13 protein-coding genes are annotated in these 15858 nt (G+C 66.3%); 10 read left to right on the plus strand and 3 right to left on the minus strand.

Translation table 11 applies throughout. The features are described 5' to 3' along the window. Positions 1–351 precede the first annotated feature (351 nt). Positions 352–1809 (plus strand): MFS transporter, encoded by a 1458-nt coding sequence (locus ACFRAH_RS18580; protein ID WP_377992381.1) that lies wholly within the window; start codon positions 352–354, stop codon positions 1807–1809. 91 nt (positions 1810–1900) lie between these two features. Here ACFRAH_RS18580 and ACFRAH_RS18585 read toward each other — a convergent pair whose 3' ends face one another. Further along, the gene (locus ACFRAH_RS18585) at positions 1901–2581 is read right to left on the minus strand and encodes a GntR family transcriptional regulator (protein ID WP_377992382.1); all 681 of its coding nucleotides are present in this window, start codon (positions 2579–2581) and stop codon (positions 1901–1903) included. 113 nt (positions 2582–2694) lie between these two features. On the opposite strand from ACFRAH_RS18585, the gene purU reads away from it, so the two are divergent. From purU to ACFRAH_RS18630, 9 genes are all read left to right on the plus strand, one after another. Continuing rightward, positions 2695–3609, plus strand: a complete 915-nt coding sequence (gene purU / locus ACFRAH_RS18590; protein WP_377992383.1) for a formyltetrahydrofolate deformylase — start codon at positions 2695–2697, stop codon at positions 3607–3609. 58 nt (positions 3610–3667) lie between these two features. Beyond that, the gene (locus ACFRAH_RS18595; RefSeq protein ID WP_377992384.1) at positions 3668–6160 is read left to right on the plus strand and encodes an FAD-dependent oxidoreductase; all 2493 of its coding nucleotides are present in this window, start codon (positions 3668–3670) and stop codon (positions 6158–6160) included. Positions 6161–6287: 127 nt separating this feature from the next. Then, positions 6288–6914 carry a cyclodeaminase/cyclohydrolase family protein gene (locus ACFRAH_RS18600; RefSeq protein ID WP_377992385.1) on the plus strand — a complete coding sequence of 209 codons (627 nt, stop codon included), beginning with the start codon at positions 6288–6290 and terminating at the stop codon, positions 6912–6914. Further along, positions 6911–7786 (plus strand): bifunctional 5,10-methylenetetrahydrofolate dehydrogenase/5,10-methenyltetrahydrofolate cyclohydrolase, encoded by an 876-nt coding sequence (locus ACFRAH_RS18605; RefSeq protein ID WP_377992386.1) that lies wholly within the window; start codon positions 6911–6913, stop codon positions 7784–7786. Before ACFRAH_RS18600 ends, ACFRAH_RS18605 begins: the two co-directional genes overlap by 4 nt. After that, a complete protein-coding gene (locus ACFRAH_RS18610) occupies positions 7783–8031 on the plus strand; it encodes a hypothetical protein (protein ID WP_377992387.1) in 249 nt (82 codons plus the stop codon). Before ACFRAH_RS18605 ends, ACFRAH_RS18610 begins: the two co-directional genes overlap by 4 nt. Before the next feature lie 310 nt (positions 8032–8341). After that, positions 8342–9670, plus strand: coding sequence for a molybdopterin molybdotransferase MoeA (locus ACFRAH_RS18615; protein WP_377992388.1), 1329 nt, complete (start codon positions 8342–8344; stop codon positions 9668–9670). 3 nt (positions 9671–9673) lie between these two features. Continuing rightward, positions 9674–10570: a formate dehydrogenase accessory sulfurtransferase FdhD gene (fdhD, locus tag ACFRAH_RS18620; RefSeq protein WP_377992389.1), complete on the plus strand. Its 897-nt coding sequence runs from the start codon at positions 9674–9676 to the stop codon at positions 10568–10570. Positions 10571–10588: 18 nt separating this feature from the next. Further along, on the plus strand, positions 10589–12070 hold the full coding sequence (locus ACFRAH_RS18625) for a catalase (RefSeq protein WP_377992390.1): 1482 nt from the start codon (positions 10589–10591) through the stop codon (positions 12068–12070). A 208-nt stretch (positions 12071–12278) separates the two neighbouring features. After that, entirely contained in the window at positions 12279–13085 is an 807-nt protein-coding gene (locus ACFRAH_RS18630) for an IclR family transcriptional regulator (protein WP_377992391.1), read from the plus strand. A gap of 70 nt (positions 13086–13155) precedes the next feature. Here ACFRAH_RS18630 and ACFRAH_RS18635 read toward each other — a convergent pair whose 3' ends face one another. Together ACFRAH_RS18635 and ACFRAH_RS18640 are read right to left on the minus strand one after the other, a co-directional pair. After that, a complete protein-coding gene (locus ACFRAH_RS18635) occupies positions 13156–14382 on the minus strand; it encodes an aromatic ring-hydroxylating dioxygenase subunit alpha (protein WP_377992392.1) in 1227 nt (408 codons plus the stop codon). A 54-nt stretch (positions 14383–14436) separates the two neighbouring features. Next, positions 14437–15678 carry an NAD(P)/FAD-dependent oxidoreductase gene (locus ACFRAH_RS18640; RefSeq protein ID WP_377992393.1) on the minus strand — a complete coding sequence of 414 codons (1242 nt, stop codon included), beginning with the start codon at positions 15676–15678 and terminating at the stop codon, positions 14437–14439. Positions 15679–15858 lie beyond the last annotated feature (180 nt).

Consider the following 15858-nt stretch of genomic DNA (forward strand, 5'->3'; position numbering starts at 1 on the left):
TGCGCCTACCCAAACGGGCAGGTGGCACCAAATGGGCTTGCCCAACGAGCCGCGGTGGCGGATGTCACGTGTTTGACAATGACTGTGAGCTGACGCACGCTGTTGCATAAACCGAACCCTGTTGATTACTGCGGAACACGAGAGGATCCCACGTGCTCACGCACTGCCTGACGAACAACGTGCTCCGGGTCCCTTGAACTGCCCGGCCGCACTGCCGGTCCCACATAGAAAGTCATAGTCCTGGACGGCGCCTTCCTCACTCTGGAATCCGGGGACCAGCCGAACCTGTCCGCGGGGTGAACCGCAGCTAGCTGCACGCGGGCCCCGTCAATACCCAGTAAGGAACCCCTCATGACAATCAAAGGTGATGTCACAACCGTGCAAAGCAGCACAGATAGACAGGCCCACCGGCGGCTCACGGCCGCCGACATAAATGTCGTGGACCGGCGGATGCTGAAGAGGGCCCTCGGCGGCACCGTCGTGGGCAACACCATGGAGTGGTACGACGTCGGCGTGTTCGGCTATCTGATCAGCACCATGGGTCCGGTGTTCCTGCCGGAAGCGGACAGGACCGTCCAGACGCTGTTCCTGCTCGGCACGTTCGCGGCCACCTTCATCGCCCGCCCCATCGGCGGCGTCGTGTTCGGCTGGCTCGGCGACAAGGTGGGGCGGCAGAAGGTGCTGGCCGCCACCCTCATGCTGATGGCGGCCAGCACGTTCGCCGTCGGCCTCCTGCCCGGCTATGCACAGATAGGCGTCTGGGCCGCCGCGCTGCTGGTGCTCCTGAAGCTCGTGCAGGGCTTCTCCACGGGCGGCGAGTATGCCGGCGCCACCACGTTCGTGTGTGAGTATGCCCCCGACAAACGGCGCGGCTACTTCGCCAGTTTCCTGGACATGGGCTCTTACATCGGCTTTGCCCTGGGCGCTGCCACCGTCTCGGTCCTCCAGGCCACCCTCGGCGAAGCCGCGATGGAGGACTGGGGCTGGAGGCTGCCATTCCTGGTGGCCGGCCCGCTGGGTCTGATCGCCATCTACTTCCGGAACAGGATCGAGGAGTCGCCGCAGTTCCAGGCGGCCCTGGACGCGCAGGAGTCGGCCGCCGTCGAAGCCGCCGCCGGCGATGCAGCTGTTGCCAAGGGCCCGGTGGGCATCATCACCAGGTACTGGCGTCCGATCGTGCTGGCCATGATCCTCGCCGGCGCTGCCAACACCGTTGGCTACGCCCTGACGTCCTACATGCCGACGTACCTGACCGAATCCAAGGGCTACGATCCCCTCCACGGGACGTTGCTGACCATTCCGGTACTGGTGGTGATGTCCCTGTGCATCCCGCTCACGGGCAAGCTTTCAGACCGCATCGGAAGGCGTCCGGTCCTGTGGATCGGCGCCGGAAGCACCATCCTGTTCGGGGTGCCTGCATTCACCCTGATCGGGATCGGTGAGATCTGGTCCACCCTGGCGGGGCTGTCCCTGGTCGCCTTCCCCGTGACCTTCTATGTAGCCAACCTCGCCTCGGCGCTGCCTGCCCTGTTCCCCACGTCCAGCCGTTACAGCGGCATGGGCATCGCCTACAACTTCTCGGTGGCGATTTTCGGCGGGACGACGCCGTTCCTGATCCAGGGCCTGATCGAGGCAACAGGCAATGACATGGCCCCCGCCTACTACCTGATGGGCACGTCGATCATTGGCGCGGTCGCCATCTACTTCCTGGCCGAGTCCGCCCGCCGCCCGCTGCCGGGTTCCATGCCGAGCGTGGACACGGAAGAGGAGGCGCGGGAGCTTATCGCGTCCCAGCACTTCTCGCACTAGCCCCGGGCCCAAAACAGCAGTGTCCCCGTCGTGAAAACGACGGGGACACTTTTCATAACGGCACAGTTTTTATGGCGTCAAACAGGGCCGCTCAGGCAGCAAACAGGGCTGTCCGCACGGCCTTCTCAAAGCCGTCGACGTGGGCACGGGCCATCTCCCCCGCCCGGGCCTCGTCTCCGTCGATCACCGCCTCAAGCAGCTCGACGTGCTCGTGCACATGCCCGGAAAGGTTCGGCAGGCGGTCAAGCACCATGCACCAAATGCGCGTTGCCAGGTTGTCGTAACGGATCAGGGCGTCTTCCAGGTGCGGATTCGCCGCGGCAGCGTAGATTCCCTGGTGCACCCTGGCGTCCAGGCGCAGGGTCTCGACGACGGATGCACTGTTCACGTCGAAGGCCTTCACTTCCTCCACGATGAGGCGGAGGCGGTCCCGGGCGGCCGGGGTGGCCACGCGGGCAGCGCGGGAAGCCGCGAGGGGCTCCAGTTGTGCACGGATTTCCGAGATGAACGCGAGGTCCGTGACCTCCACGCGCGTTGCGAACGTGCCGCGCCGGGGATAGGTCACCACCAGCCGGTCCACTTCGAGACGCTTCAGGGCTTCCCGGACGGGGGTGCGCCCCACGCCGAGTTCCTTGGCGAGCCCCTCGTCGTAGAGGGGGTCACCGGGCCGGATCTCCAGGGTCAGCAGGCCGTCGCGGATCCGTTCGTAGGCCACATCGGCCAACGACCTCGAACCGCCGGCCTCCGTCGCCCCCAAAGCTTCAAACGCCACCGCTCCGCCTCTCCCGTGGGCCAACTATTGACCTCGTCCGCACACCAGTATACGCTGGCCATCACCCCTGATATATCAATAAGGTTATCAACCATATATCTGAAAGATTAGACATGACCGTTGTGGATACAGCCACAAATCCCAGCCCGGCGCCGCAGACGGCAGCCGCTGGAGAAACCAAGACCGGCAAGTTCGTGCTCACACTGTCGTGTGCCCAGCGCGCCGGCATCGTCCAGGCCGTAACCACGTTCCTGTTCGACCGCGGATTCAACATCGAAGAGCACCAGCAGTTCGACGACGGCCTCCGCCAGACCCTGCACCTGCGCACCGCCTTCTCCGGCGCAACTGGTTACGACCTTCAGAAGCTCGAAGAGGAGTTCCGGCCCATCGCGGAGCGCTTCGACATGAAGTTCGGCGTCCACGACGAGACCAAGCAGCGCGTTCTGGTGATGGTGTCCAAGTTCGGGCACTGCCTCAACGACCTGATTTTCCGCTGGCGGGGCGGCAGCCTGGGCGGCGACCTGGCCCTGGTGGTGTCCAACCACGAAACGCACCAGGCCATGGCCGAGGCCGCCGGCCTTCCGTTCGTGCACATCCCCGTAACGCCGGAAACCAAGCAGGATGCCGAGCGGCGCCTGCTCGAGCTCGTGGATGAGTACGACATCGACCTGGTCGTCCTGGCCCGGTACATGCAGGTGCTCTCCGATGACCTGTGCCGCTCCCTCGAGGGCCGGGCCATCAACATCCACCACTCCTTCCTGCCGGGATTCAAGGGAGCGCGCCCCTACCACCAGGCCTACGACCGCGGCGTCAAGCTGGTGGGCGCCACCGCCCACTACGTCACCGCCGACCTTGACGAGGGCCCGATCATCGAGCAGGAAGTCATCCGCGTCGACCACAGCTTCGGACCGACCACCCTGTCCACCATCGGGCAGGACGCAGAGGCCCTGGCACTGGCCCGCGCCGTCCGCTGGCACTGCGAGCACCGCGTGCTGATCGACCAGTCCAGCACCATCGTCTTCCGCTAAAGCAGCCATCCACAGGCCGCAGCAGCCCCCCTACCCACATCTGCAGGAGAAAACCCACATGGCATCCACGCCACGTATTGTCATCATCGGAGCCGGGATCGTCGGCACCAATCTGGCCGACGAGCTGGTCGCCCGCGGCTGGAACAACATCACGGTCCTGGACCAGGGGCCGCTGAACATGCCCGGCGGCTCCACTTCGCACGCGCCGGGCCTGGTCTTCCAGACCAACCCGTCCAAGACCATGGCATCCTTCGCCAAGTACACCGTGGAAAAGCTGCTGTCCCTGACCGAGGACGGCGTCAGCTGCTTCAACCAGGTGGGCGGCCTTGAAGTTGCCACCACCGAAACCCGCCTCGCGGACCTCAAGCGCAAGCTGGGCTACGCATCCTCGTGGGGCATCGAAGGCAAGATCCTCTCGCGTGAAGAATGCAAAGAGCTCTACCCGCTCCTGGACGAGGAGAACATCCTGGGCGGCCTGCACGTCCCCAGCGATGGCCTGGCACTCGCGGCGCGTGCCGTGCAGCTGCTGATCAAACGCACCGAGGCAGCCGGGGTCAAGTACCGCGGCTCCACCACCGTGACGGGCATTGAGCAGTCCGGACGGCGGGTCACCGGCGTGCAGACGGCCGACGGCGTGATCCCGGCCGACATCGTCATCTCCTGCGCCGGGTTCTGGGGCGCGAAGATCGGCGCGATGATCGGCATGTCCGTTCCGCTGCTCCCGCTGGCCCACCAGTACGTGAAGACCACCCCCGTTCCGGCCCAGAAGGGCAAGAACCAGCTTCCCAACGGGGCCCAGCTGCCGATCCTGCGCCACCAGGACCAGGACCTCTACTACCGCGAACACGGCGACCGCTACGGCATCGGCTCCTACGCCCACCGCCCCATGCCCGTCGACGTCGACACCCTCGGCACCTACGCCCCCGAGAGCGTCAGCGAACACAACATGCCCTCCCGCCTGGACTTCACCCTCGAGGACTTCCTGCCGGCCTGGGAGGCCACCAAGCAGCTCCTGCCCGCACTGGCGGAAAGCGAAATCGAGGATGGCTTCAACGGCATCTTCTCCTTCACCCCCGACGGCGGACCCCTCCTTGGCGAGTCCAAGGAACTCGACGGCTTCTACGTCGCCGAGGCCGTCTGGGTCACGCACTCCGCAGGCGTCGCCAAGGCCATGGCCGAACTGCTGACCACGGGCAAGTCCGAAACCGATCTGGGCGAGTGCGACATCACCCGCTTCGAAGACGTCCAGCTCACCCCCGAATACGTCAGCGAAACCTCGCAGCAGAACTTCGTAGAAATCTACGACGTCCTGCACCCCCTCCAGCCCAAGCTCTCCCCGCGCAACCTGCGCGTCAGCCCGTTCCACGCCCGGCACAAGGAACTCGGTGCGTACTTCCTGGAGTCCGGCGGCTGGGAACGGCCCTACTGGTTCGAATCCAACGCTGCCCTCCTGAAAGAGATGCCGGCCGATTGGCTGCCGCCGGCCCGGGACGCCTGGTCCAACATGTTCAGCTCGCCGATCGCGGCCGCTGAAGCGTGGAAGACCCGCACCGCCGTGGCCATGTACGATATGACGCCGCTCAAGCGCCTTGAGGTCTCCGGCCCGGGAGCGCTCAAGCTCCTGCAGGAACTCACGACGGCGGACCTGGACAAGAAGCCCGGCGCGGTCACCTACACGCTGCTGCTGGACCACGCCGGCGGCGTCCGCAGCGACATCACCGTGGCCCGCCTGGGCGAGGACACCTTCCAGCTCGGAGCCAACGGCAGCATCGACACCGCCTATTTCGAGAGGGCGGCGCGGCACCAGACCCAGAGCGGATCCGCTACTGACTGGGTCCAGGTGCGCGACACCACCGGCGGCACCTGCTGCATCGGCCTCTGGGGTCCGCTGGCCCGCGACCTGGTCGGCAAAGTCAGCGACGACGACCTCAGCAACGACGGCCTGAAATACTTCCGCGCCAAGAACGTCGTCATCGGCGGCATCCCCGTCACGGCCATGCGGCTGTCCTACGTCGGCGAACTCGGCTGGGAGCTGTACACCAGCGCCGATAACGGACAGCGTCTGTGGGATGCGCTCTGGCAGGCAGGACAGCCCCTTGGGGTGATCGCGGCAGGCCGGGCAGCATTCAGCTCGCTGCGGCTCGAAAAGGGCTACCGCTCCTGGGGCACCGACATGACCACCGAACACGACCCCTTCGAAGCCGGCCTCGGCTTCGCCGTGAAAATGTCCAAGGAAAGCTTTATCGGCAAGGGCGCACTCGAAGGCCGCACCGAAGAAGGCTCGGCCCGCCGGCTGCGCTGCCTCACCATCGACGACGGCCGGTCCATCGTCCTCGGCAAGGAACCCGTCTTCTACAAAGAACAGGCCGTCGGCTACGTCACCAGCGCCGCCTACGGCTACACCGTGGCCAAGCCCATCGCCTACTCCTGCCTGCCGGGTGATGTATCCGTGGGTGACTCGGTGGAGATCGAGTATTTCGGGCGCCGCATCACCGCGACCGTGACCGAAGAACCCCTGTACGACCCGAAAATGACCAGGCTCCGCGGCTAAACAGCCCGCAGGGCCCTCCGGGGGGCGCGCAGCCCGGCTCATCCTCGCAACGGGAGCCGGGCTGCGCGCAGCCCCCTTTCCGCGCATCTACCAGGCCCCAGCCTCTACCAAGCCCAGGAATGGACAAATGATCGGTTCAGAAACAATTAATGACTACCTCGGCAGGCTTGCCGCCCGGCAGCCCACCCCCGGTGGCGGGGCCGCCGCCGCGCTCCACGCCGCCCAGGGCGCGGCCCTGGTGGCGATGGTGGCAAGATTCAGCACCGGCGGCAAGTATGAGCAGCACGCAGAGACGACGTCCAGAATCATTGCCGCCGCCGACCAGCTTATCGGCGAGACCCTCGGCCTGGCCGACGCCGACGAAGCCGCCTTCAAGGCCGTGATCGCTTCCTACAAGCTGCCTTCCGAAAGCGACCCTGAGCGTGAAGCGAGGGCCGCCGCCATCGACGCCGCGCTTGGCCAGGCCGCCGAGCCGCCGGCCAGGCTGATCAGGCTGTCGGGCGCCGTCGTGGACCTCGCCGCCGAACTTCTCGATATAGCCAACCCGAATGTCATCAGCGACATTGCGGCGGCAGCCGATGCGGCCAGGGCAGCGGCGACCACCGCCCGGGTCAACATCGACATCAACGTCGTCGCCATCAAAGACGCCCAGGCACGCGCTGCACTGGCCGAACAGACTGACGGACTCGAAGAAAAAGTGGTGCTGGCGGCAGACTCGCTCTCACGCCAGGTACGGGAAAGGATCCTCCGATGACGGCAACTGTGCTCTCCGGCAAGCCGCTCGCCAAACTGATCCAGCAGCAGGCCGAGACCGAAGCCAAAGCCCTGGCCGAGGAGGGCACCAGCCCAACCCTCGCCGTCGTGGTTGCGACGGAGGACAGCTCCACGCACTGGTACGTGCGCTCCATCGAGCGCGCCGCGGAGGCCGCGGGCATCAACTGCAGAATCATCGACGTCGGCCACGACGCGACCGAACAGGTGCTCATCACGGTCTTGAAGGACCTCAGCGCGGAGCCTTCCGTCAACGGCATCATCCTGCAGACCCCCCTGCCCCAGGGCGTCAGGACCCAGGAGCTGGTCAAGTACATTTCCCCGGAAAAGGACATCGACGGCGCGAACCCGCTGAGCCTGGGGCTTCTGGCCGTCGGGGAACGTGCCTTCGCCCCGGCCACGGCACGCGCCGTGGTGGAAATCCTGGACCACTTCGAAATCCCGGTGGCCGGCCGCAACGTGGTGGTGGTGGGCCGATCGACAGTGGTTGGCAAGCCGCTGTCCCTGCTGCTGCTGCAGAAGGACGCCACCACAACCGTCTGCCACTCGAGGTCCGGCCCCCTCGGCAAATACACCAGGGCGGCCGACGTCGTGGTGGTTGCCGCAGGCCGCACCGGACTGCTCACCGGCACGGACGTTTCGGAACATTCAGTGGTCATCGATGTGGGAACGAATGTGCTCGATGACGGCTCACTCGTCGGCGACGTCGACGAAGCCAGTGTCAGTACGGTCGCCGCCGCGCTGACGCCGGTCCCCGGCGGTGTCGGCTCGGTCACCACCGCATTGCTGCTGCTCCACACCGTCGAGGCGGCACGGAGCCAGCTCCACGCCCGGACACCGCTCCTCACGCCGTGACCGCGGCACTGTCCGCACCCAGTACCGCGCCGGCGCCTGCGGGCACCAAGGTGGTGGCGGACTGGACCGCGCTGATCCCGGGTGATTTCGTCACGGTGCTGGAGCAGTACTCGGTCCGTCACACCGGCTGGATCGACGACCTGACGGCGGATGGCGGCATCCTGTGGCTGGTCCGCGCCTTCGGGGGCGGCCGCCGCATGTTCTGCCGCGAGAACGGCGACATCGTCACGGTTGAGGCTGCCTAGGCAAATCAGGGGCAGTGGAAAATCAGATGCCGCCACCCCTTCCGCTCTGATATATCTTTGAGATATATTTGGAATATCAGGGCGGCCGCTGATGGTGCGGAGCCCAAGCCCGCATCGTCAAGGGCATAAAGCCAGTTTCGTTTCCCGTAAACGGTGTTTCGGAGGCCTGAAATACCTGGGGAGGTAAGCGCCGAAGCACCGCTTTCGGGAAACGAACAGCGCCGGGCATTCCCGCTGCGGAACGCAGCTCACGCCAGCTCCAGGCGGCCGCCCTTTCAGCAAAGCCACTTCACCAACGAGGTAACCACCAGTGACAGCTCCAGCCCTTCAGACCATCGAGAGGCCGGGCACGGCCGCCGGGCGGGACACTCACGGAGAGCACACCTGGGCGGAAGCACGCCGTCTTGCCTTCGACTGCGCCGGCCCCCTCGGACCGGAGCGTGTCCCGTTGGCGGAGGCGAACGGGCGAACCCTGGCGGCCGACGTCGCCGCACTCCAGGAACTGCCCCACTATGCCTCCTCCGCCATGGACGGCTGGACGGTCAATGGCGAGGGCCCCTGGACGTTGACGGAACCGGGACAGCCGCTCCGCAGCGGAGAGGCCAGCCCGGTGGTCACCGGCGGCGTCATCCCTCCCGGCACCCAGGCGGTGCTCCGGGTCGAGAACGGACGCCTTGCCACCAACGCAGCCAACCAGGCCGTGCTGATGCTGGGCGACGGCGCGTCCCCCGGCGAGCCGCGCCCGGGCCAGCACATCCGCAGGTCCGGCGAGGAAGCGGCCGCCGGCGAGGTCCTGATCCCCGCCGGGACGGCCCTGAACCCCGCGCATATCGCCCTGGCCGCCGTCGCCGGCTTCGACCAGCTGGTGGTCCGCGGCAAGCCACTGGTCAAAATACTGGTGACCGGCTCGGAGGTGGTCACGGCAAGGATCCCCGCGCCGGGACAGGTCAGGGACGCCTTCGGGCCCCAGCTCAGCACCGTCATCCAGATGCTGGGAGGTGTCCCGGGGCCACTGGTCCGGATCGGGGACTCCTACGAGGAATGGCTCACGGCGCTCGGCGCCTCCGAAGCGCCGATGGGCCAATGGCCCGACGTCATCGTGACCACCGGCGGCACAGGGCGCTCGGGCGCGGACCATTTCCGCGATGCCGTGGCAGCGCTCGGCGGCCGGCTCCTCATCGACGGGATCGCTATGCGGCCCGGCCACCCCGTAGCCCTGGGCAAACTGCCCAACGGCCGGCTCGTCGTCGGACTTCCCGGCAACCCGCTCGCCGCCCTGATGGCCCTCTTCACCGTCGGCGGCCCGCTGCTGGCCGCCCTTGGCCACCAGCCGCTGCCCGGCGTCAGCCGGGTGCTGTGCGGCGCAAGCGTCGACGCCCACCGGGCGCCCACCCGGCTCATCCCGTTCCGCTGGGTCAACGGCATGGCGGATCCCGTCCAATTCACCGGCCCCGGAATGATGCGCGGACTGGCCAGCGCCGACGGCGTCATGGCGGTTCCGTCCCGCGGCGCCCAGCCGGGTGAGCCGGTTCCGGCATTTGCCCTCCCCTGGCGCCCGGCGCTGCAGCCGTCGCTTCCCGGCGACTTGGCCTGGGGAAACAATTTGGACTGGGGGAACAACTTGGACTGGGAGAACTAGGCCGTGGCACGCATGACCCAGCGCCGGAAGGTGCACCGCTACCTGCTGGACGGCTCCGAGGCAGCTCTGGAATTCCCTGTGCGGCTGCGCGAGGACGTGCTGGCGGCCGAAGAGCCGCTGGAGATCCGCTTCGGAAACCTGTCGTTTGCCGTGACGATGCGGACCCCCGGTGACGACTTTGACCTCGTGGCCGGCTTCCTCGTCTCGGAAGGCATCATCAGCAGCCAGGAGGATCTTGTATCGCTCCGCTTCTGCGCCGGCGAGGACGAAACCGGTCGGCAGACCTTCAACGTCGTCGAGGCGCAGTTCCGTCCCGGGCTGGTCCTGCCGGACACCGGCCGGCACGTTTACACCTCCAGCTCCTGCGGGATCTGCGGCAGCACCTCGATCGAGGCCGTCCGCAAGACGCTCAACCACGACGTGCACGAGGACCAACTGCGTGTGCCGGTCGACGTGCTCGCGCAGCTGCCCGAACAGCTGCGCGAAGCGCAGGCATTGTTCGACAAGACCGGCGGCGTCCACGCGGCCGGGCTGTTCAGGATCGACGACGGCGGGACAGCTGAGCTGCTCTGCCTCCGCGAGGATGTGGGCCGGCACAATGCAGTGGACAAGGTGATCGGGTGGGCGCTGCGCGAAGGGCTCCTGCCGCTGCGCGGAACCGTCCTGCAGGTCTCGGGCCGGGCGTCATTCGAGCTCGTCCAGAAGGCCGCCCTCGCCGGCATCCCGATCCTGGCCGCGGTCAGCGCGCCCTCAAGCCTGGCGGCGGACCTCGCCGCCGACACCGGCGTAACCCTGGTGGGCTTCAGCCGGGGCAAGAGCCTCAACGCGTACGTGGGCCAGGAACGGCTGGCACCCGCGCTGACCCAGCACAAGCTTCCTGCAAACGTAAATGACAAGTAATTAGGAAATAGGAGAACAATGACTGCCATTTCAACGACCCAGTCAGGTGCCCCGGTCACGTCCGACGCGCATTCGAAGGCTGTCGGCGCTGACGGCGCGATCATCCTCACGGACCACTACCTGGTGGAAAAGCTCGCCCAGTTCAACCGCGAGCGGGTCCCGGAGCGCGTGGTGCACGCCAAGGGCGGCGGCGCGTTCGGCACGTTCAAGGCCACCGAGGACATCTCCAAGTACACCAAGGCCGCGTTCCTGCAGCCCGGCGTCGAGACCGAGATGCTGATCCGTTTCTCCTCCGTCGCGGGCGAGAACGGCTCCCCCGACACCTGGCGTGACCCCCGCGGGTTCGCGGTGAAGTTCTATACCACCGAGGGCAACTACGACCTCGTGGGCAACAACACCCCGGTGTTCTTCATCCGCGACGGCATCAAGTTCCCGGACTTCATCCACTCCCAGAAGCGCCTGCCGGGCACGCACCTGCGTGACGCGGACATGCAGTGGGACTTCTGGACCCTGTCCCCGGAGTCCGCCCACCAGGTCACCTTGCTGATGGGTGACCGCGGCCTGCCCGCCTCCTGGCGCGAAATGCAGGGCTACGGCTCGCACACCTACCAGTGGATCAACGCCGAGGGTGAGCGGTTCTGGGTCAAGTACCACTTCCACTCCAACCAGGGCGTCAAAAACATCACCGGCGAACAGGCCGAGGCCCTCGCCGGCTCGGACGCGGACTTCTACATCCGCGACCTGTCCGAAAACATCGAAGCCGGCAACCTGCCCTCCTGGGACCTGCACGTCCAGGTCATGCCCTACGAGGACGCCAAGACCTACCGGTTCAACCCGTTCGACCTGACCAAGGTCTGGCCCCACAGCGATTACCCGCTGATCAAGGTCGGCACCATGGAACTGAACCGCAACCCGGAGAACTACTTCGCGCAGATCGAACAGGCCACCTTCGCGCCGTCGAACTTCGTGCCCGGCATCGCCGCGTCCCCGGACAAGATGCTCCAGGCCCGCATCTTCTCCTACGCCGACGCGCACCGCTACCGGGTAGGCACCAACCACGCCCAGATCCCCGTGAACCAGCCCAAGAACACGGTCAACAACTACAGCCAGGACGGCGCCGGACGCTACCTGTTCAACGCCCCCACCGTCCCGGTCTACGCACCGAACACGTTCGGCGGCCCCGCTGCTGTTGACAGCGATGTTGTCGGCGGCGGCTGGGAGAACGACGGCGCACTCACCCACGCCGCACACTCCCTGCACGCCGAGGACGGCGACTTCGTCCAGGCCGGTGCCCTCTACCGCGAGGTCTACAACGACGCCGAGAAGGCCCGCTTCCTGGACACCATCACCGGTGCCGTGGGCGGCGTCAAGCGCGCCGACATCAAGGAACGCGCCATCGCGTACTGGACCAACGTTGACGCCGAACTCGGCGCCAAGCTCCGCGCCAACCTCGGTGCAGCACCCCTCTCCGACGCCGAAGCCGCCAACAAAATCGGCTAACGCCACCCGGCAAACACCAAGGAACCCCGCCACGGCAACAGCCGCGGCGGGGTTCCCTGCGTTTGGAGGATTTGTGTCCGCGATCCAAACGTTGTGTTCAGGAAAATGACGCCCGGGATCAGTCTCAGTCTAGGATCGGAAGTGTGAACCAGGCGGAACGGCGCAGCGCCTGACCGCTGGTCACGGCGACAGACCGGGAGCACCGCTGATGGCTGCAAGAGACGAACAACGGACTGACAGGGATCCGGACGCCCAGGGCGGAGGCGTCCAGTCGGTCGACCGCGCCCTCCAGATCCTGGAGATCCTGGCCCGGGACGGGCACGCAGGCGTCAGTGAAATCGCCGAGGAAATGGGGGTCCACAAGTCCACCGTTTCGCGGCTTGTGGGATCGCTGGTATCCCGGGAGATCGTGCGGCAGAACCACGACCGGGGCAAGTACCAGCTGGGCTTTGGCATCCTGCGCCTGGCCAGTTCGATTCCCGGCCGGCTGAGCCTGGTCCACGAGGCACGCCCCACTCTGGAGAGCCTCGCGGACCAATACAAGGAAACCGTCAACCTCGCCGTCCTGCGCTCCAATTTCGCGGTGAACGTGGACCAGGCCATGGGCCCGTCCACGCTTGCCACCTCCGACTGGGTGGGCAGCCTCACGCCACTCCATGCCACCTCCAGCGGCAAGGTGCTGCTGGCAGCGTTGCCGGTGGAGGAACGGTCCCGGATCCTCGACGCCACGGGCCTGCCGGCCCGCACGCCGCGGACCATTACGGACCGGGACACCCTGGAGAAGCAGCTCCTCGACGTTTCCCACGACGGCTACGCCGTCGTGCACGAGGAATTCGAGATCGGCCTGACCGCCATTGCGGTGCCCATCTACAACCACTTCGGGACGGTTATCGGGTCCGTCAGCATCTCCGGCCCCGCCTTCCGCTTCGACCCGGAAAACACGCCAGGGCTGATCGAGGGCCTCAAGGAAGCCGGCCTGGTCATCAGCGGAAAGATGGGCTACACCCACCGGTGACGGCAGCCGCTTAAATGGCTGAGCCTGCCGAAACCGTGGTTTCGGCAGGCTCAGCCATCAGGCTAGGGCTTTAGGAGGCCGGGGTTGCGGTCTCTTTGCGCTGCAGGGTCTCAGCCCGTTCCTCCAGCGGCGGGGTGTCCGCGGTGAGGCCCAGCAGGGCTTCTCCGGACAGCGGGACGTCGCCCACCTTTTCCTGGACCCAGTCGTGGAATGCACCGATGTGGTGTTCGCTGGGGACGAGCACGCCGCCCTTCGCGTAGGACTTGGAGGCCATGCCCGGCTGGCAGCGTTCGCACGCGTCGAAGTCCTGCATGTTCACGCGGTGGAACAGCTCCACGGAGGCACTGACGTCCTTGCCGGACTCCACCACGGAGGGCAGGTACAGCCAGTCGCATTCGACGATGGTGTGGTCTGCGGACATCGGGAACATGCGGTGGATGATCACGTGGTCGGGGACCAGGTTCACGAACACGGTCGGCTTGATGGTGATCGCGTAGTAGCGGCGGTCCTGGTCCTCGGCCACGCCCGGGATCAGGTCCAGGCCCTCGGAGCCGTCGACGGTGAAGCCCTTGATGTCCTCACCGAACTCGGCGCCGTGGCCCACGAAGTACTGTGCGGCCAGGCCGTCAGCGAACTCCGGCAGGACCTCGGTCAGCTCCGGGTGGATGGTGGCGCAGTGGTAGCACTCCATGAAGTTCTCAATGATGAGCTTCCAGTTGGCCTTGACGTCGTAGCGGATGCGGCGGCCCACGGACAGGTTGGCCACGTCGTAGCCGTCAATGGCGTGCACGTTGCCCAGGCGTTCCTCGATCGCGCCCATCACTTCTTCTTCGAAGGACGGCGGCTCCTCGGCCAGGCAGACCCACACGTAGCCCAGGTATTCGCGGATGTGGACCTTGGACAGGCCGTACTCGTCGCGGTCGATGTCCGGCATCTTGGTCAGGTTCGGGGCGGCGATCAGCTTGCCCTCGAAGTCATAGGTCCAGGCGTGGTACGGGCACTGGAAGTTGCGGGCGGCTTCGCCCTTTTCCTCCATGCACAGCTTCACGCCGCGGTGCCGGCAGACGTTGTAGAAGGCGCGGATCTCGCCCTTGCGGGTCCGCGAGATCAGCACGCTTTCGCGGCCGATCTGCACCGTCTGCCATGCCCCGGGCTTGTCCAGGTCCGAGGAGCGGATCGCGCAGAACCACATCTGCTCGAAAATGCGCTCCTGCTCGGCCCGGAAGATCGCCGGATCGGTGTACAGATGGCCGCCCAGCGTCGGGATCAGGCTCGGGGTGGATACCTCAACAGACAATTTGTTCTCCTAACAAAACAACACAAACAACACGAATGACAAGAAGAGTTGGGGCTAAAGCCCCGCTGCGGCTCCGGCAAGGGCGGGTTCGCCCGCCGGAGTCAAAACTGAAGGCACGACGGCGGCAGCCGGCTTGGGTGCGGACGGCACCAGGCTCCTGCGCCACTTGGTGAACAGCCGTGGCTGGTTCATGCCCAGGACGGCGACGGGAACATCATCCCGGTAGTAGACGGCCAGCAGGCTATGCTCGGCGGCATCGCCCGCTTCGACGTCCAGGCGGTCGTAGCCGGCGGAGTGGCCGGCGAACTGGATCTTCACCCCGTGCTGGTCCGACCAGAAGTACGGCGGCTTCAGCGGCTGCGCCGGGGCGTCGTCATCGAGCAGGCCCTGGACCGCCAGTGCCGCCCGCTCCAGGGCTCCCGTCCAGTGCTCCACGCGGCGGTGCTTGTCGAGGGCAGCGTCAAACCATGCGGCGCAGTCGCCCACGGCCACGATGCCCGGAACGTTGGTGCGCCCCATCGCATCGCACAGCACACCGCCGTCGACCTCCACGCCGGAACCGGCGAGCCATTCGACATTCGGCTCCGCGCCGATGCCCACCACCACAACGTCTGCGGCGACATAGGTACCGTCGGCCAGCCGGAGACCGGTCACGTTCCCTTCGCCTGAATAAAAGTCTTCGATGACTGCCGAGGAGATGAGCCGGACACCCTTGGTGGTGTGCAGGCCGCCCACCACCGAACCCATCTCCATGCCCAGCTGGGCGGCGAACGGCACCGGCTTGGTGTCCACCAGCGTCACGTCCATCCCGCGGGACGCGGCGGACGAGGCAACCTCGGCGCCGACGAAGCCAGCCCCGATGACGGCCATTTTGCTTCCCGGCACCAGTTCCGGCGCCAGGCTTTGCGCATCGGCGAGGGTGCGCAGCGAGAAGACGTTGCTCAGGCCGGCCAGGGCCGGCAGCTGCCGGGCACGTGCGCCGGTGGCGATGACGATGCCGTCAGCCTGGACAACCTGGCCGTTGGCCAGGCCAATGGTCTTCGACGACGCGTCCAGGGACACGGCACCCCCGCCGAGGAGCCACTCGGCGTCGAGGCCGTCAGTTTCGGTCTCCAGGGACAGGTCCTCGGCCGTGATGGTTCCCAGCAGGAAGTCCTTGGAGAGCGGCGGCCTGTCGTACGGACGGTGCTCCTCATCGCCGATGATGACGAGCCGTCCGGTGAAGCCTTGGGCGCGGGCTGCCCGCGCGGCGGAGAGACCAGCCAGGGAAGCTCCCACGATCGCAAGCGTCTGCATATATACACCCCTCTTTCTATTGCTTCTAGCGCAACAACAATCGCTATATGCAACAGAGTGATCCATGCCACCGTCACTGTCAAGGGGGTAGTGACTCATTAAAGAAGGGCCGCGTAATCGGGCCCTCAGCTCTTGACAAAAGTGTGTGATGGAAAGCACGCTGTTGCATATTACGACGGC

The organism is Arthrobacter sp. NPDC056727, from assembly GCF_042790555.1.
GTDB lineage: Bacteria > Actinomycetota > Actinomycetes > Actinomycetales > Micrococcaceae > Arthrobacter.

Excerpts from the sequence above, each read along its gene's own strand:
- ACFRAH_RS18595 (WP_377992384.1), top strand. The coding sequence starts at position 3,668 with ATGGCATCCACGCCACGTATTGTCATCATCGGAGCCGGGATCGTCGGC.
- ACFRAH_RS18580 (WP_377992381.1), top strand. The coding sequence starts at position 352 with ATGACAATCAAAGGTGATGTCACAACCGTGCAAAGCAGCACAGATAGA.
- ACFRAH_RS18640 (WP_377992393.1), bottom strand. The coding sequence starts at position 15,678 with ATGCAGACGCTTGCGATCGTGGGAGCTTCCCTGGCTGGTCTCTCCGCC.
- ACFRAH_RS18630 (WP_377992391.1), top strand. The coding sequence starts at position 12,279 with ATGGCTGCAAGAGACGAACAACGGACTGACAGGGATCCGGACGCCCAG.
- ACFRAH_RS18600 (WP_377992385.1), top strand. The coding sequence starts at position 6,288 with ATGATCGGTTCAGAAACAATTAATGACTACCTCGGCAGGCTTGCCGCC.
- ACFRAH_RS18625 (WP_377992390.1), top strand. The coding sequence starts at position 10,589 with ATGACTGCCATTTCAACGACCCAGTCAGGTGCCCCGGTCACGTCCGAC.
- purU (WP_377992383.1), top strand. The coding sequence starts at position 2,695 with ATGACCGTTGTGGATACAGCCACAAATCCCAGCCCGGCGCCGCAGACG.
- ACFRAH_RS18605 (WP_377992386.1), top strand. The coding sequence starts at position 6,911 with ATGACGGCAACTGTGCTCTCCGGCAAGCCGCTCGCCAAACTGATCCAG.